The organism is Chloracidobacterium sp. (assembly GCA_016715795.1).
Taxonomy (GTDB): domain Bacteria; phylum Acidobacteriota; class Blastocatellia; order Pyrinomonadales; family Pyrinomonadaceae; genus OLB17.
Window position 1 is genome coordinate 182386 of sequence record JADJXP010000001.1, and the last position, 20958, is coordinate 203343.

General features: G+C 55.8%; 20 protein-coding genes. 12 read left to right on the forward strand and 8 right to left on the reverse strand.

Going from position 1 to position 20958, the window contains the following annotated elements; genetic code table 11:
* Positions 1 to 23 precede the first annotated feature (23 nt).
* Positions 24 to 2324, reverse strand: coding sequence for a hypothetical protein (locus IPM59_00920; protein ID MBK9214155.1), 2301 nt, complete (start codon positions 2322 to 2324; stop codon positions 24 to 26).
* 54 nt (positions 2325 to 2378) lie between these two features.
* Here IPM59_00920 and IPM59_00925 point away from each other — a divergent pair, with 54 nt between their 5' ends.
* On the forward strand, positions 2379 to 3197 hold the full coding sequence (locus IPM59_00925) for a 1-acyl-sn-glycerol-3-phosphate acyltransferase (GenBank protein ID MBK9214156.1): 819 nt from the start codon (positions 2379 to 2381) through the stop codon (positions 3195 to 3197).
* An 89-nt stretch (positions 3198 to 3286) separates the two neighbouring features.
* On the opposite strand, the gene IPM59_00930 is transcribed toward IPM59_00925, so the two are convergent.
* Complete coding sequence (locus tag IPM59_00930) at positions 3287 to 4168, reverse strand: hypothetical protein (protein ID MBK9214157.1); 882 nt, start codon at positions 4166 to 4168, stop codon at positions 3287 to 3289.
* Positions 4158 to 6377 (reverse strand): NADP-dependent isocitrate dehydrogenase, encoded by a 2220-nt coding sequence (locus IPM59_00935; GenBank protein MBK9214158.1) that lies wholly within the window; start codon positions 6375 to 6377, stop codon positions 4158 to 4160. The genes IPM59_00930 and IPM59_00935 overlap by 11 nt, the downstream gene beginning before the upstream one ends.
* Before the next feature lie 138 nt (positions 6378 to 6515).
* On the opposite strand from IPM59_00935, the gene IPM59_00940 reads away from it, so the two are divergent.
* The 3 genes from IPM59_00940 to IPM59_00950 all read left to right on the forward strand — a co-directional run bounded on the left by IPM59_00940 (position 6516) and on the right by IPM59_00950 (position 9792).
* Positions 6516 to 8063 (forward strand): bifunctional metallophosphatase/5'-nucleotidase, encoded by a 1548-nt coding sequence (locus IPM59_00940; protein ID MBK9214159.1) that lies wholly within the window; start codon positions 6516 to 6518, stop codon positions 8061 to 8063.
* Between the two features lie 6 nt (positions 8064 to 8069).
* Positions 8070 to 8582 carry a 5-(carboxyamino)imidazole ribonucleotide mutase gene (gene purE, locus IPM59_00945; GenBank protein MBK9214160.1) on the forward strand — a complete coding sequence of 171 codons (513 nt, stop codon included), beginning with the start codon at positions 8070 to 8072 and terminating at the stop codon, positions 8580 to 8582.
* Positions 8583 to 8652: 70 nt separating this feature from the next.
* On the forward strand, positions 8653 to 9792 hold the full coding sequence (locus IPM59_00950) for a 5-(carboxyamino)imidazole ribonucleotide synthase (protein MBK9214161.1): 1140 nt from the start codon (positions 8653 to 8655) through the stop codon (positions 9790 to 9792).
* Here IPM59_00950 and crcB read toward each other — a convergent pair.
* A complete protein-coding gene (crcB, locus tag IPM59_00955) occupies positions 9775 to 10245 on the reverse strand; it encodes a fluoride efflux transporter CrcB (protein ID MBK9214162.1) in 471 nt (156 codons plus the stop codon). The two genes, IPM59_00950 and crcB, sit on opposite strands and share 18 nt — an antisense overlap.
* Between crcB and IPM59_00960 the strand changes: the two genes are divergently transcribed.
* The 8 genes from IPM59_00960 (at position 10232) to IPM59_00995 (ending at position 18002) form a co-directional block, all read left to right on the forward strand.
* Positions 10232 to 10747, forward strand: a complete 516-nt coding sequence (locus IPM59_00960) for a GAF domain-containing protein (protein MBK9214163.1) — start codon at positions 10232 to 10234, stop codon at positions 10745 to 10747. The two genes, crcB and IPM59_00960, sit on opposite strands and share 14 nt — an antisense overlap.
* Complete coding sequence (locus IPM59_00965; GenBank protein MBK9214164.1) at positions 10744 to 11814, forward strand: TerC family protein; 1071 nt, start codon at positions 10744 to 10746, stop codon at positions 11812 to 11814. The genes IPM59_00960 and IPM59_00965 overlap by 4 nt, the downstream gene beginning before the upstream one ends.
* Entirely contained in the window at positions 11801 to 13033 is a 1233-nt protein-coding gene (locus tag IPM59_00970; protein MBK9214165.1) for a FecR domain-containing protein, read from the forward strand. Before IPM59_00965 ends, IPM59_00970 begins: the two co-directional genes overlap by 14 nt.
* 98 nt (positions 13034 to 13131) lie before the next feature.
* A complete protein-coding gene (locus IPM59_00975; GenBank protein MBK9214166.1) occupies positions 13132 to 13980 on the forward strand; it encodes a cation transporter in 849 nt (282 codons plus the stop codon).
* A complete protein-coding gene (gene larA, locus IPM59_00980; GenBank protein MBK9214167.1) occupies positions 13980 to 15224 on the forward strand; it encodes a nickel-dependent lactate racemase in 1245 nt (414 codons plus the stop codon). The genes IPM59_00975 and larA overlap by 1 nt, the downstream gene beginning before the upstream one ends.
* A gap of 75 nt (positions 15225 to 15299) precedes the next feature.
* A complete protein-coding gene (locus IPM59_00985) occupies positions 15300 to 15962 on the forward strand; it encodes a hypothetical protein (GenBank protein ID MBK9214168.1) in 663 nt (220 codons plus the stop codon).
* A 7-nt stretch (positions 15963 to 15969) separates the two neighbouring features.
* Positions 15970 to 17541 (forward strand): aspartyl protease family protein, encoded by a 1572-nt coding sequence (locus IPM59_00990; protein MBK9214169.1) that lies wholly within the window; start codon positions 15970 to 15972, stop codon positions 17539 to 17541.
* Positions 17538 to 18002: a PIN domain-containing protein gene (locus tag IPM59_00995; protein ID MBK9214170.1), complete on the forward strand. Its 465-nt coding sequence runs from the start codon at positions 17538 to 17540 to the stop codon at positions 18000 to 18002. The genes IPM59_00990 and IPM59_00995 overlap by 4 nt, the downstream gene beginning before the upstream one ends.
* Before the next feature lie 39 nt (positions 18003 to 18041).
* On the opposite strand, the gene IPM59_01000 is transcribed toward IPM59_00995, so the two are convergent.
* The 4 genes from IPM59_01000 to IPM59_01015 form a co-directional block, all read right to left on the reverse strand.
* Complete coding sequence (locus tag IPM59_01000; GenBank protein ID MBK9214171.1) at positions 18042 to 19802, reverse strand: tetratricopeptide repeat protein; 1761 nt, start codon at positions 19800 to 19802, stop codon at positions 18042 to 18044.
* Between the two features lie 34 nt (positions 19803 to 19836).
* Entirely contained in the window at positions 19837 to 20037 is a 201-nt protein-coding gene (locus IPM59_01005; protein ID MBK9214172.1) for a hypothetical protein, read from the reverse strand.
* Positions 20038 to 20245: 208 nt separating this feature from the next.
* Positions 20246 to 20584: a DUF86 domain-containing protein gene (locus tag IPM59_01010; GenBank protein ID MBK9214173.1), complete on the reverse strand. Its 339-nt coding sequence runs from the start codon at positions 20582 to 20584 to the stop codon at positions 20246 to 20248.
* Positions 20581 to 20868: a nucleotidyltransferase family protein gene (locus IPM59_01015; protein ID MBK9214174.1), complete on the reverse strand. Its 288-nt coding sequence runs from the start codon at positions 20866 to 20868 to the stop codon at positions 20581 to 20583. Before IPM59_01015 ends, IPM59_01010 begins: the two co-directional genes overlap by 4 nt.
* Between the last annotated feature and the right edge of the window lie 90 nt (positions 20869 to 20958).

Here is a 20958-nt window from a genome sequence, read left to right on the forward strand (position 1 = left end):
AATGATACCAGAATCAGCCGGCCCTATTTCTCTAAAGCGTTGAAAATGAACGGAAGCGTCCCCCACGACTGGCCGCGGTGCTGTGGGCGGAAGGCAAACAGGACGATGTCGCCCCGGCCGTATTTTACCTCGACAAGGGCGGCTTTTCCGTTGAGAAAGCTTTCGCCGAGCATCCAGCCTGAGAGCAGGGCGTCCTTGTCGGCATAGCGGGCGACGGTCGTCACGCGGCTGCCGTCGGTGATCGCGAATGCGGAACTTGTAGCAAAATACGCCGGCGTTTCGGGCGGCATCGCACGGGCCAACGGATGGCGTTGATCGATGAGCAGTTTCACGATGGAGCCGGGATTGTAAAATTCCTTTCGGCGAAGGCCCGACAGAACATTTTGTATCGGCAGGCCGAAGCGACGAATAACCATCTCGCACGAATCGTCAAAGCACACGAGCCGCCCGCCGCTCTCGACAAAGCGTTTGAGATTCTCAATACCTTTCTCGCTGATGCCACCTGCGAATTCTACGGGATAGCGATCTGTCCTTAGGCCGTTTACGATCGCGTTCTCACCGTCGGCGGGCAGGACCAAGACGTCAAGGTCGAGGCGGCCTGATTGGATTTCCGTGTCAGACACCGAGCGAAACGGTATCTGAAACGTATCGAGCACAAATCGCGTCCAGCCCTCATCCATCGAGCCGGTGTAGCCACGATACAGGCCGATGCGAGATTGCGAACGCAGAGGATTCGGCTTCTTGGAGAACGGCTCGAACGTCGGCGACAGGTTCATTACCGCCCGTGCCTGATTGATACTCGTGACCGGTTTGATCGTTTTTTGATATTTTCCGAGGTCGCGGATCTGCCAGGCTGTCTCGTATTCGATGCCCATCTGCAGCGGCAGTGTCCAGCCGGCAACGTCATATGGCGGCTCGGCCTCGCCGTTCGGGAGGCGGCGGTCGGGATACATTTGCCGTTCGAAAAGGCTGAGGATGTTGTTCTTCTGCGGCTGATTCACAAACACGAGGAAACTGCCCAGTGGCATCTCGTGAAACTCCGCGTCCGGTGCGATCTTCATCCATAGCTCGTGCGTCATCTCGTGCACTTCGATGCCCTGCCACATCAGGATCTCTAGGAGTCGCGCGATAGTCTCCGCATTTGGCTGGCCAGCCGGGACGATGAATGCCCTCGGCTCGTTGGTGAGTGGTGCAAGGTTCTCGCGGCCGCGTTCGTAGAAATTTCGTAGATAACGTTCTCGGTATTTCGACGCCATCTGCAACAGACTGCGCGATGCTATGGCCTCTATCTTGGCAATATCTGCAGGCTGCCAGGCGCCGCCGCGCCACGGATCAGGATGATTCGTGACCGCATCGAGCGGCGAGGCAAGGCCGCGCTCAGGGCGGCTGCGTCTTAGGTCGTCGAGCGTGACAATGACCGGCGACATCAGGTTTGCGCTCGCCGCCTCCGACAATATGCCTATCGAATTATGAAAGTATGGTGCCGAGCGAAAGCCGCCGTGCCACCACGTATCAAATGCGGTGTTTGTTGCCACACCCGCGACGTTTGCGGCCTGCAGGTCGGCGGCTATTCTGTAACCGATGAGCCCAACCTCGCGGAGTATCGATGACGATATGCGAGGATTTGTCGGATCGTAAAATGGCGGAATAATGAGCCGCGGCCCGTTCTGGCCCATCTGATGTATGTCGTAAACGATCTGGGGAAACCACTCTTGCCAATAGAGCCTCGTGATCCCCTGTGTCTCGACTAGGTTCATCATGAACCAGTCGCGATTATTGTCATGCCCGGCATAATGATGATAAAGCTGCGGCGGGGCCGTGCCCTCGCTCTTTGTTCCGAGGGTCTTGCGATACCAGTCCGCAACGATGTCAATGCCGTCGGGATTTGGAGAGGGAATAAGCAGCAGGACCGTATTCGCGAGTATTTCTTTTGTGTCGGCGTCGTTCGCGCTCGCAAGCTCGTAGGCCAGGTTCATCGACATCTGTGAGGCGACTATCTCGGTCGAGTGGATCGAGCATGAGATCGAGACGACCGTCTTGCCATTTTTGAGGAGGCCGGCCAGTTCGGTATCGTTACGAAGAGTTCGCGGATCCGAAAGTTTTGCTGAGATGCGGCGGAGCTTGTCGAGATTTCTGATGTTCTCGGCGGACGAGATAAAGGCGACGATCAGCGGCTTTCCGTTCGTCGACTTGCCGATCTCTTTTACCGTGACGCGGTCGCTGGCGCGATCGAGTTTGGCAAAGTAATCCGTGATCTGCCGCCAGTCGGCGATGGTCTTGTCGGCGGTCGGCGTGAAGCCGAGGACGGAAAACGGTGACGGCACCTGTGCGACAATCGCTGCTGAAAACAGTAAGATTGTTGCGAACGCGCTCAACAAATGATTCGGTCTGGCCCCGAAAATACTCATGCGCCTCCGGCTCAGGCTGCGACAAACGAACTGCTGACCTTTCCCGTCCGCAAGTCTAACAAATCGCGCATCTTCGGAAAAATTCGCTATTGGTGGTGCTGGTTCGTTGCCGCTGCATTGTTATTGGTCCTCGGCGTGCCATGTTTAACATTCGTCTGGATCATCAACCGAAAAACGTGGATCTATCCCATCGCATTCTGGGGTGCGAAGGCGTGGCTTAGAGGCTGTGGCGCCCGTGTTCGCGTTACCGGTTCTGAGAACCTCGACCCTGAACGATCATACGTCTTTGCGTCCAACCATCGCTCGTATCTCGACACGGCGACGCTGTTTGTTTACTCGGGCCCGCAAATGGGGTTGGTCGCAAAAAAGGAACTCCTTAAAGTTCCCGTCCTCGGCCAGGGAATGGGCTTTGCCAACGTCATCGCCATCGACCGTTCAAATCCTGAGCGGGCTATCGCCTCGATGCAAAAGGCGCGTGAGGTGATGGACGCGGGTTATTCGTTCGGTGTGTTTGTCGAGGGCACGCGTGCGATGCCCGGCGAACTGCTGCCATTCAAGAAAGGCGCGTTTCACCTCGCCATCCAGACCGGCGCGCCGATCGTGCCCGTTGCGATCAAAAATACCGATTGGATGATGGGCAAACGCACAGGCGTCGCCTATTCCGGCGAGATCGAGTTGGTCCTACTGCCGCCCATTGAGACAACCGGGAAAACGGCAGACGATGTGATGGAATTGCTGCTGGAAACGAGAGAAGCGATCGCGGCCGCCCTGGCCGAACCGCCTGCGTAAGCGGGCGGCCAGTTCGATGCGGCGAGTCCAAGTCTAAACGGTGGGTTTAAGTCAAGGAACTGGCCGCCCGCTTACGCAGGCGGTTCTGACTAGGGCTTCTTCGGCGTCGGCGTCGGCTCGGGTTTGGCCGGTTCGTCATCAAGTATTCTGACCTCGGTCCGCCCGACGGCGTAGTTTGTGTACCGCACCCGCATCTTGATCTTCACAACGGAGCCATTGTCGAAAACAAGTTCGTCATCGGAACGCGCATCGACTGGAAACCAGTATTTGCCGTCGATCTGCGCCCGCGTGGTCTCGACAACGGGAAACTTGTTCTCCTTCGTCTCCGGCACCGCTTTGCCCTTTGATTTGACGATCATCAGGTCGTCCTTATCTACCCAGACGCGGCCTGTGAAGAGCCGCAGCTTTGACTTCTTCGGATCCGGGATCGCCTTTGGCGTCACGTCGAAGACGTAAAGGTCGAGTTCGTCGATGTGTTCGGCGCCGATGAACGTAAAGTTGTAATGCTGTATCGCCGACGGCTCAAGCGCAAAAGGATTGACGCCGCCGAGGTCCTCGAGGTCCTCAGGTGTCACAAAACCCGGCGGCGTGGTCGCAACCGGTGCGAACAATATCTTCTCAAACCGGCCGCCGTCCGAATTGAACGTCATGAACGAATCACGGCGGAATGTGCCGGTAATGTTACCGCCGAGCCCGACAGTATGTACCGCCGCAAAACGATTAAAAACATAGTTCTTTAACGCCTCACGAAAGTCGCCCTCGTTCGCCGTAAACCGCTTGACGATCCGGTCGATCTCGACCGACGACAGATCAGTCTTTACAACGCCTGATGCCTGCCCGAATACAACACCGGCAAATGAGGCCAAAACAAGGATTACGACTATGAATTTGCTCATCATTGCGTGAAGTGAACCTAGACCATAGATGCCCATACTGAGCGATGCGTTGACCACGCCAAAGCTACATCCCATCCACGATCTCATTTAATGTCGGCGAAGGCCGCATCGCGGCGTATGTTCTTGCGCGCTCAGGATGATAATAGCCGCCGACGTCTTGAGCCCTTCCTTGGGCGACGATCAGTTCATCGTTGATCTTTGCCTCATTCTCATGCATTGCGTTTGCGACCGGTGCGAATATCGCAGAGATCTCAGCGTCCGAGTTCTGCGCCGCCAGAGCCTCAGCCCAGTACATCGCCAGATAGAAATGTGAGCCACGGTTGTCGAGTCCGCCGATCTTCCTTGCCGGAGACTTGTCGTTGGCTAAGAACTTCGCATTTGCTTCGTCCAGTGCGTCCGCCAAAATTTGAGCCTTCCGATTGTTCTGCGTCTGGGCGAGGTGCTCAAAGCTTGCCTGCAGCGCAAGAAACTCACCGAGCGAATCCCAACGCAGATATCCTTCGTGCAGGAATTGTTCGATGTGTTTTGGGGCCGACCCGCCCGCGCCGGTCTCAAAGAGGCCTCCTCCGTTCATAAGGGGCACGATGGAAAGCATCTTTGCCGATGTGCCAAGCTCGAGGATCGGAAACAGATCGGTCAGGTAGTCGCGCAGGACATTTCCAGAGACCGATATCGTGTCCTTGCCCTCGCGTGCGCGTTTCAATGTCTCGGTCATCGCTTCTTTGACATCCATGATGCGGATATCTAGCCCTGTAGTGTCGTGATCGCCGAGATATTTCTCAACCTTCGCAATGATCTGCGAATCATGGGCACGCCCTTTGTCGAGCCAAAAGATCGCCGTAGTATCAGAAAGTCTTGCTCGATTAACGGCCAGCTTTACCCAATCCCGTATCGGCGCGTCCTTGGTCTGGCACATCCTGAAGATATCGCCGGCGTGAACGTCCTGCTCGAGCAGAGCATTCCCGTTCCCGTCCTCGACCTTTATAGTTCCGTTCGCCGCGGCCTGAAAGGTCTTGTCGTGCGAACCGTATTCCTCGGCCTTTTGCGCCATCAAACCGACATTTGGGACGGAACCGAATGTCGTCGGGTCGATCGCTCCGTGTCGTTTCATATCTTCGATTATCGCATCGTAAAAACCGGCATAGGTCCGGTCGGGGATCATGCAGACGGTGTCCTCTTCTTTGCCGTCCTTGTTCCACATCTTTCCGCCGCCGCGGATCAGTGCCGCCATCGACGCGTCAATGATCACGTCAGATGAAACGTGAAGATTCGTCACGCCATTGTCCGAGTTCACCATCGCCAGCCGCGGCCCGTTCTCGATGGTCGCGGCAATGTCGGCCTTGATCTGAGCTTCTTTCGGGTGGCCTGCGATCTTCTCGTTTAGCGTTGCAAGCCCGAAGTTCGGGTTGATGTCCAGTTCCTCAAAGGTGTCCTTATATTTATCAAAGACGTCCGCGAAATATGTTTCGACGATCGCCCCGAAGATGATCGGATCCGAGATCTTCATCATCGTCGCCTTCAGATGTGCTGAAAGCAGAATGTCCTTTTCCTTCGCTTTCACCATCGCATTGCGGACAAATGCCTTCAATGCGGCAATATCCATGACCGAAGAGTCGATCACCTCGCCCGCCTTCAGCGGAGAAAAGTCTTTCAGGACGTTCTCAGAACCATCGCTCCCATAGAAAACGATCCTGAACTGTCCGTCACGCTCGACCGTGGTGGACGTTTCCGATCCGTAAAAGTCTCCGCCGCTCATATGCGCGACCGTGGTTTTCGAGTCTGCGTTCCACACGCCCATGCGGTGAGGATTGGCTTTCGCATAGTTCTTTACGGCCCGCGGCGCCCGACGGTCGGAATTCCCTTCTCTCAGCACCGGATTTACCGCACTGCCGAGGACCTTCGCGTATTTCTTGTTTATGGAGCGTTCATCGTCCGTCTTAGGCTCAGCGGGATAGTTCGGCACCGCGAAGCCTTGCTTCTGAAGCTCAGCGATCGCCTCTTCCAATTGCGGCACGGAAGCGGAGATATTCGGCAGCTTGACGATATTGGCTTCCGGCCTCGTCGCCAGTTCGCCCAATTCCGCAAGCGCGTCAGCAACCGTTTGGCCGTCGCTCAAATACTCGGGAAAGTTCGCCAGGATCCTTCCCGCAAGCGAGATGTCCGGCACTTCTACCTCGATATCCGCGCACTTTGTAAAAGCCTTTATGATCGGTAAAAAAGAATGCGTCGCCAGCATCGGCGCTTCATCCGTCAAGGTGTAGTAGATCTTCGATTTTTCTGCCATTCTGTTGTCTTGTAATATTGTGAGTTATGTTAGTATTCAACCCTATTTTAGGGTGCTTCTGGTCAAAACGTAAGTTTAACCGGTGCGGTTGATCTCGCTAACCCGAGTTCAGTCGTGTCGCGGTCTTTTCCAATAGATATGAAAAAAGCACTGACTGTTCTAATATTCGCTCTCCACCTCGTTTTTGCTCAACAGATCTCCGCGCAGGAAAAGAAGTTGACCGTTCTCTACACAAACGATCTGCACTCTCATCTTGAGCCGCACATTGTGCCGTGGGTTGACAAGACGCGAAAGGTCGGCGGTTTTGTAAACATTGCGACGGCGGTCAAACGCGAAAAGGCGGCAAATCCGAATACCGTTTATTTCGACGCCGGAGACTTTTTTGCAGGGCCGAATGTTAGCTCACTGACCAAAGGCGAGGCGATCTTTGACGCAGCAAACCACCTCGGGCTGGACGCAGCATGCGCCGGCAATCACGAGTATGACTACGGTTGGGAGAATGCATTCAAGCAGTTCCAACGCGTCAAGTTCCCGCTCCTTAATGGCAACATCTTTGTCAAAGGAACTAACAAACTCCATTGGAACAAGCCCTATATCATCAAGAAGGTGAATGGCATCCGGCTCGGCATCATCGGCCTGCATGAGAAATTTGCTTTTGATGACACGGTCGCGCCGGTCATGGTCAAAGGCGTTGAGGTCAAAGACGAAAAGGCCTATCTGCGTAAGTACATCAAAGAGCTGCAGCCAAAGACCGACCTGATCGTTCTGCTGATCCATATCGGCATTCCGGGCACACAATCCACCGGCGGCGAGGCGGACGTGGTCCGCAATCATCAGCATGACATGGATCTCGCCAAGGCAGTGCCCGGCGTCGACCTGATGATAACGGGCCATCCGCATAGCGGCACGCCGAAACCTATTGTTGCCAACGGAACGATCATCGTCTCGACCGATGGCTACACGATCGAACTCGGCAAGCTCGAGATCACCTACGACAAGAAACTGGACAAGATCACGCAGTACAAGAATCATTTTGGCTATCTCTATGACGATGAGTATGAGGACGACCCGGCGATGGTCAGAGTGGTCAATAAATGGAAAGACAAGCTAAAGGCCATTACGGACGAAAAGGTTACGACCATCTCCGCGCCGTTGACGCGCTCCTACGGCGAAGAATCCGTGATGGGCGACATGGTCGCTGATGCTATGCTCAACGCGCATCCGGAATACGACTTTGCGGTAACGAACAGCGGCGGCCTGCGTCAGGACATCGAGAAGGGCTCGGTGACGGTGGGCGACCTGATCTCAGCGTTCCCTTTCCCGAATATGATCGTTCAACTGGAAATGAAAGGCAGCGATATGCGCTCCGTCTTTGAACACGGAGCGGGCCTGACAAACGGCATCTTGCAGGTTTCGAAGGGAGTTGAGTTAGTGTATGACGAAAGCCGGCCGGTCGGGAACAGGATCGTCAAATGTAATATCAAGGGTGTGCCGCTCGATGACAGCAAGGCCTACAAGGTCTTGACCTCAAACTATCTGGCAGACGGCGGCGACGGCTTTCTCGCCTTCAAACGAACGCTCTCATACAAGAATACCGGCATCGATATGGTGCAATCGATGATCAACTATCTGAAGACATTTGATACCTACCAGCCCCGGCTCGAGGGCCGAGTGAAAAGTCAATAGCAAAGCATGAAACGGCAGCCGACACCGATCGTATCGATCATCATGGGCAGCAAGAGCGACTGGCCGACAATGGAGGCCGCTTCGCAGATGCTGGACGAATTCGGCGTGCCGCATGAAATAAAGATCGTCTCCGCCCACCGAACGCCTGACCTGCTCTTCGAGTTTGCCAAAACCGCCGAATCGCGAGGTATTGAGGTCATCATCGCAGGCGCCGGCGGCGCAGCTCATTTGCCGGGCATGTGCGCTTCGCAGACGGTGCTGCCGGTGCTTGGCGTGCCGGTCGAGAGCCGTGCCCTCAAAGGCCTCGATTCGCTTCTCTCCATCGCCCAAATGCCTGCCGGTGTTCCCGTAGGCACGCTGGCGATCGGTCAGCCAGGTGCAAAAAATGCCGCCCTGCTCACCGTCGCGATCCTCGCTAATGCGCGGCCAGAGCTACGCGAGAAACTAAGAAAGTTTAGATCAAAACAAACCAAACTGGTGCTTAAGTCTCGGCCTGACTCACTAAGGCCGAAGAACTGACCGCAGAACGCAAATTCAGAATCCGCCAAGACTGCGTTAAGCTATTCTTACCGGCTTAGCTCATTCTTTTGTGACAACGATACCTCCAGGATCAACTATCGGTGTTTTTGGCAGCGGCCAATTGGGGCGAATGTTCGCCATCGAGGCCCGCAAGATGGGCTATCGTGTCCACACGTTCTCGCCCGACAGCGACACCCCGACCGGCCAGGTCGCGGACCTTGAGACAACAGCATCGTATGACGACATCGATCAGGTTCGGGCGTTTGCCCAAAGCGTCGATGTGATCACGTTCGAGTTTGAGAACGTGCCCGCCGCCTGTGTCGAGGCGGCCAACGAATTCGTCGCGGTGCACCCGCGAGGCGAGATACTTCACACGACCCAGAACCGCCTGCGAGAGAAGATGTTCCTTGCCGAGCAGGGTATTCCCGTAGCGTCGTTCCGTCATATTATTTCGGCCGATGGTCTGTATCGGGCGACCGACGATGTCGGGTTTCCGTGCGTCCTAAAAACGGCAGGTTTTGGCTATGACGGCAAAGGACAGGCCAAGCTCAGGGCGCCGGATGATATCGAAGCCGCGTTTGCCTCGCTCGGCGGCAGCGACGCCGTGCTCGAAGCGTATGTCGATTTCGCAAAAGAGGTCTCGGTCGTATGCGCTCGCGATCAGGCGGGAACATTCGTTCATTACGGTGTGATCGAAAATGAACATAGAAACCACATCCTCGACATCTCATTCGCACCGGCCGAGGTCACAGAACAAGCGGCATTACAAGCGGTTGAGATCGCCAGAAACATTGCCGATACAATGAGATACGTCGGCACGTTGTGTATCGAGTTCTTTCTCACCTCAGATCAGCGGCTTCTGGTCAATGAGATCGCTCCGCGGCCGCACAATTCGGGCCATTTGACCTTTGACGCTTGTGTGACGTCACAATTCGAGCAGCAGGTCCGAGCCGTCTGCGGCCTGCCGCTCGGCTCAACCGAGTACTTTCGTCCGACCGCGATGGCAAATCTTCTCGGCGACCTCTGGGCACATGGCGAACCGAACTGGGCCGCCGCGTTGACCGATCCAAACGTGAAGCTTCATCTCTACGGCAAGATCGACCCGCGTGCCGGCCGGAAGATGGGCCACCTAATAGCTACAGCCAAAGACGCGCGGGCTGCTGCCGAGACTGTAGTAGAAGCACGGTCTCGCTTAGAAACTTCGCCCTAGCCCGACACCGCCAAGCACGCCGACAAACCCCAGGAAAACACTGAGAAACAGATAAAGGAACGCCGTCAAAAGTGCCCCTTCACGGACCAGGCCGTAGATCTCCATCTCGAACGTCGAAAACGTGGTAAACGCACCGATAAAGCCGACGATGATCGCCAAGGTCACATTCTCGCTTATATCGATTCGCCCGGATGCAACCGTTACCACAAATCCGATAAGAAACGACCCGACGACATTGATGACGAAGGTCGGTAGCGGAAATTTGTCGAACAGCGTGGCAAGCGGAGAGATATTGACCAAGTAACGAGCAACCGCGCCTGATGCCCCGCCGGCGGCAACGGCGGCGATCTGTATCACCGTATCCATATCGCGATGATAGCACTTTGGTTCGAGGCGAATCATTTGCGCGGCTTTTAGCAGCAAGATAAACTCAAACTTTATGGCCGAAGCCATTGCATTCTCGCGAAACGCCAAACGCGCGACAGTTTACGGCGAGATCACGCCGCAGATCGAGTCTCTGATCGCGGGTGAATCGGACGTGATCGCAAATCTCGCGAATATTGCAGCACTACTCAAAGAGTCGCTCGGCTTCTTCTGGGTCGGCTTCTATCTCGTAAAAGGCGACGAGCTTGTCCTCGGCCCGTTCCAGGGGCCCCTCGCCTGTACGCGGATCAAACGCGGCGAGGGCGTCTGCGGCCATGCCTGGCAAACCGCCGAGACCGTGATCGTCCCCGACGTGGACAAATTCCCCGGCCACATCGCATGTAGTTCGGCATCGAGGTCTGAGATCGTCGTGCCGATATTCAATGCTGAAAGGACTGTTGCGGGCGTTCTCGACGTCGATAGCGACCGCGAGAACGATTTTGACCAAACGGATGCAGACGGTCTCGGCAGTGTAGTCAGATCTATTGAGAGAGTCATCGAGGGCCACACGCACCCTCAGATGAACGAATGACACCTATCGAACACCCATATTGGGTTTGGATCACTTTCTTTTCCGTCGTCCTCGTCGCGCTTTTTGTTGATATCGGCATCGTCAACCGAAAGGCACACGCCCCCACGCGCAAAGAGACGTTCACTTGGGCCGCAGTTTGGGTCTCGCTCGCACTTGCATTCAATACGTTTGTCTATTTTCAGGTAGGCAATCATACCGGCGACTGGGCCGTTGCGATGTCGCAGGCCAAGCTGTTCCTCACGGGCTATCTGATCGAGTTATCTCTCTCTGTCGATAATCTGTTTGTTTTTCTGCTGATATTCACGTTCTTTAAGGTCCCGAAAAAATACCAGCACCGGGTGCTTTTCTGGGGAATAATGGGCGCCCTTGCATTGCGAATGATCATGATCTTCGCCGGCGCCGAATTGGTCGAGCGTTTTCACTGGATCATCTATGTTTTCGGGGCGTTCCTCGTTTACACGGGCCTCAAGATGTTCCAGAACACGGACGACAACTTTGAGCCGCACGAGAGTGCTATCGTCCGACTGGCGACAAAATACATTCGTATCAGCAAGCATTACGATGGCGAAAAGTTCTTCACCATAAACGACGGCGTCAAGACCGGAACGCTCCTGCTTCTGGTCCTGATAACCGTTGAGGTCACCGACCTCGTTTTCGCTGTCGATTCGATCCCCGCGATATTTGGCATCACGACCGACCGCTTCATCGTGTACACATCAAATATCTTTGCGATACTCGGCCTGAGGACGTTCTTCTTTCTACTCGCCGATCTTGCTGACAGATTCCACTTTCTCAAATACGGCCTCGCGTTCGTGCTGACCTTTATCGGCGTAAAGATGCTCTTGCCGTTGGCCGCCGAAGGTTTGATAATGATGCTGGGTGATAACGATCAGTCGAGCTTTGCAACGCTCGTGCGCCGGTTCCTGGCTCACGAATTCGAGCAGACGGTCATCAACATCTCGCTCAGCGTCGTCGCCGGTGCGATAGCCCTGTCGATCGCGCTGTCGATACTCTTTCCGCCACGGAAAGCCGAGGCCGACCAAGCCCTCACTGATGCAGGAGAATAAGTACCGCAAATTCTACGTTGACTGGTGGAATATCCGCCGCAGTAGTATTTACCTGCTGATCGCGATCATCCTGCTCGGCGCGGGCATCCTTTGGGGGCTCTCATACGCCTCGCGGAATAACTGGTTCCTTCCCGACGAGCAGGCAAATGTCCCCAAGGATGCTGCCCGGATCATATCGTTCGAGGGCGACGTCAGGATAACCCGGGCGGCAACGCGCGAGACGATCGTCGTCAAGCAGGAGACATTCGTCGCCGAGGGCGACACCATCCAGACGCAATCTGACGGCCGGTGTATCGTCCAGATGATCGACGGCTCGACCTATTCGGTGCGGCCGAACAGCACCGTCGTCGTCAAGACATCGACCAGCCTTTTTGGCGGCAAGAATGTGCGCGTAACGCTCGACGATGGCCAGTTAAATGTCCGCACAGACGATCAGCCGCAGGATGTGAACAACGTCGTCGAGGTCGCCGATTCTGAGAACAAACTGCTGCCAAAGACCGACGCCAGCTTCAATGCCGATGAGACAGGCGGCGAGATACGTATCAGCCGCGGCGGCGTGGAAACGACGATCGGCGGTGAGAAGACCACCATCAGCGAAAACGAATTTGCATCCGTCAGCGGCGGCAAGCTCTCGGTCCGCGAGCGGCTAATGGCCCCGCCGCGGCCCATTCAGCCGGGTAACTCGGCACAGATCGTCGATCAGGGCGGTGGCGTAAGTGTGACCTTTAATTGGCAGGACCCCGAACGTAATCCGGCGGCAAACTATTATCTTCAGGTGTCGCGGTCACCCACATTCGCATCCGACGCTATCATGGTTGACCGCAGCGGGATGACGGCACGCGAGTTTCGTCTCGCAGGGCTCACGCCGGGGAATTACTATTGGCGGGTAAAGGCGACGGGCCGCTCCGGCCAGACCACGAACTGGAGCGACGCGTGGAAGTTCATGATCGTTCGCGCCGGTGAACGGATGTCGATCGAGGCGTCGGATCTTCGAGTCGAGCGCGTCGGCGGCAATGTTTATCTGCTCAGTGGCCGGACCCAGCCGGGCATGGCCGTCCGGGCGGCAGGCCGTGATACGTTTGCCGGTGCGGACGGAACATTCAGGCTCCAAATATCGTCGCCCTCAGTGGAGACGGCTATTGAGATCGGCGACGACCGCGGCAATCGCTCGGGGTTCATCATCAGTCTCAGGAACGGCGCCATCCTCCGGCGTTACTGACACAAGGAGGCCTCGATATCGCACACGATCACGACCACCAACTGTCTGACTCACGCTCGCGGAGGCTCAAGTTCGCGCTGGCTCTCACTTTCGTATACATGCTGGCCGAGGCGATCGGCGGCTGGCTGACAAATTCGCTGGCGCTGATCGCGGACGCAGGCCACATGCTCACGGACGTCGCCGCAATGAGCCTGACGCTCGGGGCGATCTGGTTCGCGTCGCGCCCTGCGACAGCCCGTAAGACATTTGGCTACTATCGGCTGGAGATACTTGCGGCCTTTGTCAACGGCATCGCCCTTGCTCTCTTGTCGATCTGGGTCATCTACGAGGCGATCGGCCGCTGGGCGGCCCCGCCCGATATCAACGGCCCGCGGCTGGCGTTGATCGCCGTTGGCGGCCTTATCGTCAACATTATCGCCGCATGGCTGCTCCACGCCGGGCATCAGCATGATCTGAATATGCGCGGCGCGTTTCTCCACGTGGTCGGCGACCTGCTCGGTTCGGTCGCAGCGATCGCGGCCGGGCTCGCCATCGCAGGCTTCGGCTGGCTGTGGGCCGATCCGCTGGTCTCGATCCTCATCAGCCTGATAATCATCGTCGGCGCCTGGCGGCTTATCCTGGAATCGGTCAATGTCCTGCTCGAGGGCACGCCCGCCCATATCGATCTTGCCTCCGTCGAGCGGACCATTCTCGAGACCGATGGTGTCGCCGGCGTCCACGATCTGCACGTATGGACGATCTCATCCCGGCTCGATGCTCTGTCTGCCCATATCAGCCATCCGGACTCGGTCGCCCATTCAGACCTGCTCGCTGCTGTCAGAACGCGCCTTCACGATCGTTTCGGCATCGACCATCTCACTATCCAGATAGAGACGCTCGACCGCGAGGCCGAGGCTGTATATGTATGTGAGACAGGAACCAAGTGCTTTGAACCAAAGAATGCCTGATGGCCGGCATCGATCTCAAATACGGTCGTGGCACGCTGCCTCTCACCTTCGACGAGTCCCGATTCGATGTCCTCGCTGCGCCCGCTGCCGGAGCGTCGCTCTCTGACGCAGAGATCAATGGCCGGCTCGACCGCCCGATCAGCTCAGCACCGCTGGAAGACCTGATCGCGCCGGGCGAGACCATCCTCCTCGTCGTGCCCGACGCAACGCGGCAGACCGCGGCAGCGCAGATCATCAACCTCCTCGTTCGCCGCCTTATCGCAAACGGGACGGCTCCGCACGAGATGACGATCATTTTTGCCACGGGCATCCATCGCAAGGTCAGCTCGGACGAAAAGGCCGAGATACTAACGCCGTTCATCTATCAACGCATCAAAACCATCGATCACGGCCCACGCGACCTGATGCAGCTTGTCCGAATTGGCGAGACATCAGGCGGGATTCCCGTCGAGCTCAACCGAGCTCTCGTCGAGCATGATCACGTGGTCCTCATCGGCGGCGTGACGTTTCATTACTTCGCGGGCTTTACCGGCGGCCGAAAGCTCGTGTGTCCGGGCCTCGCCTCGGCACGCACGATAGCGGAAACGCATAAGCTCGCATTTGACTGCTCAACGCTGGCAAGACGAGAGGGCGTTGATACCGGCCTGCTCGACGGTAACGCTGTGCACGAAGCATTTGTCGAGGCCGCCGCGATGGCAACGCCTCGCTTCGCGATCAATACGATAGTCAACGACGCCGGCGAGGCGACAGAGGTATTCTGCGGCGATTGGATCGATTCGCACCGTGCCGCATGCGATGCCTACGCCGGTATGCATACCGTGGCAATCGCCGAGAAACGCGATCTCGTGATTGCGAGTTGCGGCGGCCGGCCCTTCGATATCAACATGATCCAGGCACACAAGGCCCTCGATGCCGCGTCACGCGCCTGCACCGATGGCGGCACGATCGTTCTACTCGCCGAGTGCCCTGACGGGTTGGGCCGCGATGACATGATCGATTGGTTCTCAGCCGCCAATAGCCGCGAACTCGCCGCCCGGCTTTGTGAAAAATACCAGGTCAACGGCCAAACAGCCTGGAGCCTGCTGCAAAAAGCCGAGCGGTTCGATATTCGTATCGTCACTTCGCTTGCCGATGAGGCCGCCGCCGCAATGCGGCTCAGAAAGGTCCAAACCGATGACATCGCCGCCCTGGCGGAAGGCAAGGGTTTTATAATCCCGACCGCCTCGACCTTGCGGATAAGCTAACTGCCGGACCGCAAGCTGGCAGCCTCCGTTCCCACTATTGACACCTCAAGGTCTGCGCAACAAAATTTACGTGAGATGAAGCGTAGTGTCGAACCCATTACCCTGACCGGCATCAAGGACACGCATCGTGCACGCCGGACCGAGATCAAGCAGCGTCTCGCCGAGTTTGCGGCCGTCGGCAAACGTGGTGACGATAACGAACTTTGGGCCGAGATGGTGTATTGCTTCTTCACGGGCGGCTGTTCGGCTCGAATGGGATTGAACGCCCTCGAGGCCGTCAGGCCCTTGCTGATGACAGGCGATCAGGCAGAGTTGGCGGGCCGGCTCAGCGGCGTTCACCGCTATCCGAATGCACGTGCTCGCTACGTCGTCGCCTCGCGTGAATTCCTCCGAGAACATTGCGGAATGCAGCTCCGTAAGAAACTGCACGGCTTTGACTGCGCCCTGGAACGCCGCGACTGGCTCGTCCGCGAAAAGGGCATCAAGGGCCTCGGATACAAGGAGGCAAGCCACTACCTGCGGAATATTGGCTTTTCCGGCTACGCGATCCTCGACAAACACGTGTTGAATTGCCTTGCCGAGCTAAAAATAATCAACGACCCAAAGCCACCCAACACGCGTTCAAAGTATCTAATGATTGAGACCAAGCTTCGCAAACTGACTGAGGGCCTGAAGATCGATTTTGATGAACTCGATCTAGTCCTTTGGTCGATGAAGACCGGTTCTATCCTCAAATGAGGCAATAATGCAAAACCGCGGACATAATGCAAGGCCGATACCAACGCCACGATACGGGTGGGCGGTCCTGCTTCTTGTCGTGCTCTTCGCTCTCTGCGTGAACCTCGCGGCCGCAACCACATCCGGCGACAGCGTAAAAACATTGATCCGCAAAGCCGCAAAGCTAACCAGGATCGGTTCGTACGGCGAGGCTGAGAAACTCCTGCGGCAGGCCCAAGCACTTGACCCGGACCGTTCGGAAACAAAGGTTGAGCTTGCATTTACACTGGCTAAACAACGCCGCCTCATCGAAGCCTATGATCTTGTGTTCCCGATCGCCAAGGCCGAATTGGAGAATGCGCGGGCTTTTTCTGTACTCGGCACCACGCTGCTCTACGCCGGCCGTTTTGCCGAAGCGCGGCCGATCCTCAATAAGGCCATTCGGCTAGACCGGCGGCAGCATCTCGCTTGGGCGGGATATGGAATGCTCGACTTCTACGAAAATGATATTGGCGAGAGTATCGAGAATCTTCGCGAAGCCGTCCTTCAAAAGCCTAATGAACCGGACTACTTATTTGCCCTTGCACAGGTCACGGCACGCGCCGAGCAGTATCAGTGGGCAGCCGACAACTATCGAGAGTTTCTTCGCGTGGCACACATCAGCGACGCTGACCGGCGAGAACGTATTAAGGGCCTGATCGCATTCCTTAACTATCTAGGCCGGGCCGGCGGGCTGTATGCATCGACGGGCAAAGACAATACGACCGTGTCGTTTGAATTGGTCGGTAACCGCCCTGTGATCCCGGTCCGTGTGAATGGGCGCGACGAGCCGCTAAGATTTGTGCTCGATACCGGCTCTGGTATCTCCGTCATGTCCATCGAGACGGCCCGGCGGATCAATGTTCGGCCGATAACCCGCGGCGGCTATGCACGCGGCATCGGTGGCAATGGTAAGTTTGAGATCGTTTACGGCCTCCTGCGTGAGATCGAGATCGGTGATGTTGAACTTGAGAATGTCCCCATCTATCTGCGCGAATTTCATAATGACGCCAACAGCATCGACGGCTACATCGGCCTGGCCCTGATCTCAAAATTTCTCACGACAATCGACTATGGAAACCAGACCTTTGCCCTAACGCGAAAGGCTGAGGCCGTGCGAACATTTGATCACGACCAGGCACTCTCTCTGCCGCTCCGGCTGACATCGAGCGGTTTTCTAAGCGGCGAGGTGAGCTTGCAGGGCCTCGAAGGCCCGCTGAATTTCATAGTCGATACCGGCGCCAGCGTGTCGGTCATTTCAGATCGCGTCGCCGGCGTCGAGACCATAATGCCGTTCATCAATGACGAGAAGATGCGCGTGTTTGGCTCGGCCGGCGTCAAGGAGGACGTTCCGACCTATCTGCTGCCGAGTGTGCGGTTTGGCAGCCATACGCGAACAGACATAATGGCCGTCGCGCTCGACCTTGACCTGATCAACGAGGCCTCCGGCTGGGAACAGTCGGGCATCCTCGGCGGAAATTTCCTTAAGAACTACAGGCTGACGTTCGACTTCAAGAATTCAAAAGTGATCTTCGCCGACGTTAGGCGTGAGAACGAATGAAGCTCAGCCTCTATCTCGAAACGTCCGTCGTCGGAGCGTATCTCGACAACAGCGAGCCGTTACGCCGCGATCTGACGATCCGTTGGTGGGAGCATGAGCTAACCGAATACCGCGCCTTTAGCTCAATCCTTGTTCAACGCGAACTCGAACGCCTGCCCGAACCGCACCGCACCGGTTATCTAAATCTAGTTGAACCGCTCGAACACCTCGACCTGACCGAGGAATCCGCTATCCTCGCCGATGGCTATATCGACCGCGGCATCTTCAGCAACAAATACATCGCCGACGCCATCCATTATGCCGTCGCATCGATCCACAAGATCGATTACCTCGTAACCTGGAACTTCGGCCACCTGGCCAACGTCCGAAAACAAGCCCGCCTCCGCCGATTCAACACCGACGCCGGCTTTTTCTCACCAACGATCGTCACACCCGAATTTCTCGTCCACACGCCGGTTTGAAACGCCGTACTCCGAAAGGTTCAGCCGTTTAATATCAAACTATTCCGGCAGATTCATCCGTCTTAACAGGTCTTTCGTCCGCGGATCGTCTCGAAGGGGCTCAAACTCGGCGGTCCATCGAACGTCCGCCAAAGAACCAACGTGCGTGACGAAATCCTTTTCCAGCCACTCGAACGCCTTGTCCTTATCGCCAAGGGCCGCATAGATGGTCGCGAGGTCCTTACCATACGCCTGCTTCTTTGCATATCGCTCCTCAAGCTCTTTGATCAATCCTTGAGCGTCGGCAGTGCGGCCAGAAAAGGCAAATGCCGCCCCGAGAGTAGCAAGATAGGCGGAATTCCGTCCGCTCAGATCCACCGCTTTTTGAAATTCGGCGACTGCTTCCTGTTTTCGTCCAGACTTAAGGTACGACCACGCTATCGCGAAATGCCCGCCCGGTATCGAAGGGTCTCGATCAATGATCTTATTACAGATCTCAATAGCTGCCTTTTGATCATTTCTCAGGAAATAAACCTGAGCAACATTCATATTTATGATGCTCGACAATGGGTCTAGCTCCTGCGCCCGAAATATCATTTCCGCCGCCTCGTCGTCCCTTCCCAATCCGAAGAGAAGAACCGAGTACCAATGATAGGCCGTTGCGTATTTTGGATTGAGTTCGATTGCCCGTTTGAATGCCGCCTCGGAATCGGCCCACTGCCACCGGTTGTAATAGACGTTGCCAAGCGTAGCGTACGGTTCGGCCATTTTCCCGTCGATGGCTATCGCACGCTGTGCAAAACTTTCCGCTCGCGACAAGGAATCCGATGGAGCATTAATTGCGTAATCTTTCGCTATCGAATAGCAGTCCGCAAGACCTACAAACGCAAGAGCATAATTTGGATCCCTGTCAACTGCTATTTGAAACTGTTCAATCGCATTGTTGATATTATCGCCGGTGCGCTTGCTCAAATAGAAACGACCGCGGAGATATGCCTGGTATGCGGTAGGATCAGTCGTCGCCTGCTCGGAAACCTTTGTACTTTCGGACTTGGTAAGTCGCGGCGACAGTCTCGCCGAAATATCTTTTGCGATCTCGCCTTGCAATAAGACTATATCCGATTGGCGCCGCTGGTATTGTTCGGTCCAGAGGACGCTATTTTTCTGAACGTCAACCAGTTCCAGGCTCAGTGTCAGAAGATCACCCCGTTGGGTTACGCGGCCGTTTAGTATCGCTTGTACATTTAACTCTTTGCCTATCGTCGTCGGATCGACGTCTTTCCCTTTATACCGAAAAACCGCAGACCTCGGCTTCACGTCCATCTCCGGAATATTTGTAAGGCTCTTGATCAGCGTTTCCGTCATGCCATCCGAGAGATATTCGACGTCCGCATTGCCGCCCTCGTTCACAAATGGCATCACTGCGATCGATTCGATCTGTTTGCTGCCCGCGCTGAAATATCGATAACCAAGGAATCCGCCGAGACCGAGTACCACAAGGACTGCCACCACCAACAAGGGCTTTGCCGCTCGATGTGCGGAGAAGCTCTGCTTTTCCGAAGGCTCGCCCGATGATTCATGCGGCTCCGCCGCCGCTGTGGTGTGGATATATGGCTGAGTTGGACTTTCGCCCACGGACTGGCCGCCCACTGAGGCAGGCGGTTCAGACAAGATCGCCGTAGCCGGCTCATCAGCGGGAGACCCGGTTGCTATCGTACCCGGCGCCGACACAGCTGGGCCGTAGAGCAACTCGGCTCCGTCGTCGAGACAGAACATCATCGTGTTGTCATATTCACGTCCGCAATGTGGGCAGCGTTTCATTCGGTCTTCTTTCCCTTTTTTCGGCGCGAAGTTACTAGGTTTTTTCAGCCCAATCAAAATCGCTTTCGAGTTCGTTGATGTAACATTCAATACTGCGGCAAACTTTGCGATTACCCTCAGTTCGAACTATTAAGAAATCCTTAATAGTTGCCGCCCGATCGAGTTCGCCTTCCTCAAATACATTCTTGAGATGCATATTGAAATTCGGCCCAGTCGTCTGAAACAGCTCCGCCATCAGCTTCTGCGTCAGCCAAACCGTCTCATTCTCAAGCGTACCTCCGGCTTCGTCTCGCCGGACTCGGTTTGGTAGATAATAAGTTGCGAGCTATTTTCCATACACACAGTTCATTCCGGCAGATTCATCCGTTTTACCAGATCCTTGAACCGCGGGTCGTCGCGGAGTCGTTCGAACCGTCCAGCAGCCAACAACGCCTGCGCCCGCTTCACTCAGGGTTTTCTTTGATAAACTCTTGGATCTTGGACTTAAGAGCTTGCAGGTCATTTTCGATCACGGCCCATACAAGATCAGTATCGATACTGAAATAGTTGTGAACGAGAATGTTTCTCATTCCGACTATCTTTTGCCATTCGATCTCTTCAACTTCCGATGTGGTTGTCGGCGACAAAGCACGAACGGCTTCGCCAATAATTTGTAGGTGGTGCAGAACCCAGGTCTGGATCAGTTCATTTTCATCAAAAACCGGGCGTCCATGAGCGGTATATTTCTCGATGCGTGCGATCGCCTCCAGAATATCGAGAAGCCTCTCACGGTCATCTCTCATATCGCGCGAGCCTCTCGCAAAACCCGCTCACGGATCCTGGGGCGCAGGCTCTTTTCCGTGACCACATCGACGGGACGCCCCAACAGTTGCTGTAAGTCCATTAATAACCCGCCCAGATCAAGCAAACTGCGACCGCGTTCCAGATCGACCAAAAAATCGAAATCACTATTACCATCGGCCTCGCCACGCACAACCGAACCGAATACTCGAATATTAGTCGCCCCATGCCGCCGCGCGATCTGAGCGATCTCTGCTCGCTTTTTTGAGATCTGTTCAATATTCATCGTGGGCCAAACTCCGACAATAATCTAACACAACCTATTCCGGGATCCCGACTCGTCTGACCAATTCCTTAGATTGCGGGTCGTCTCGCA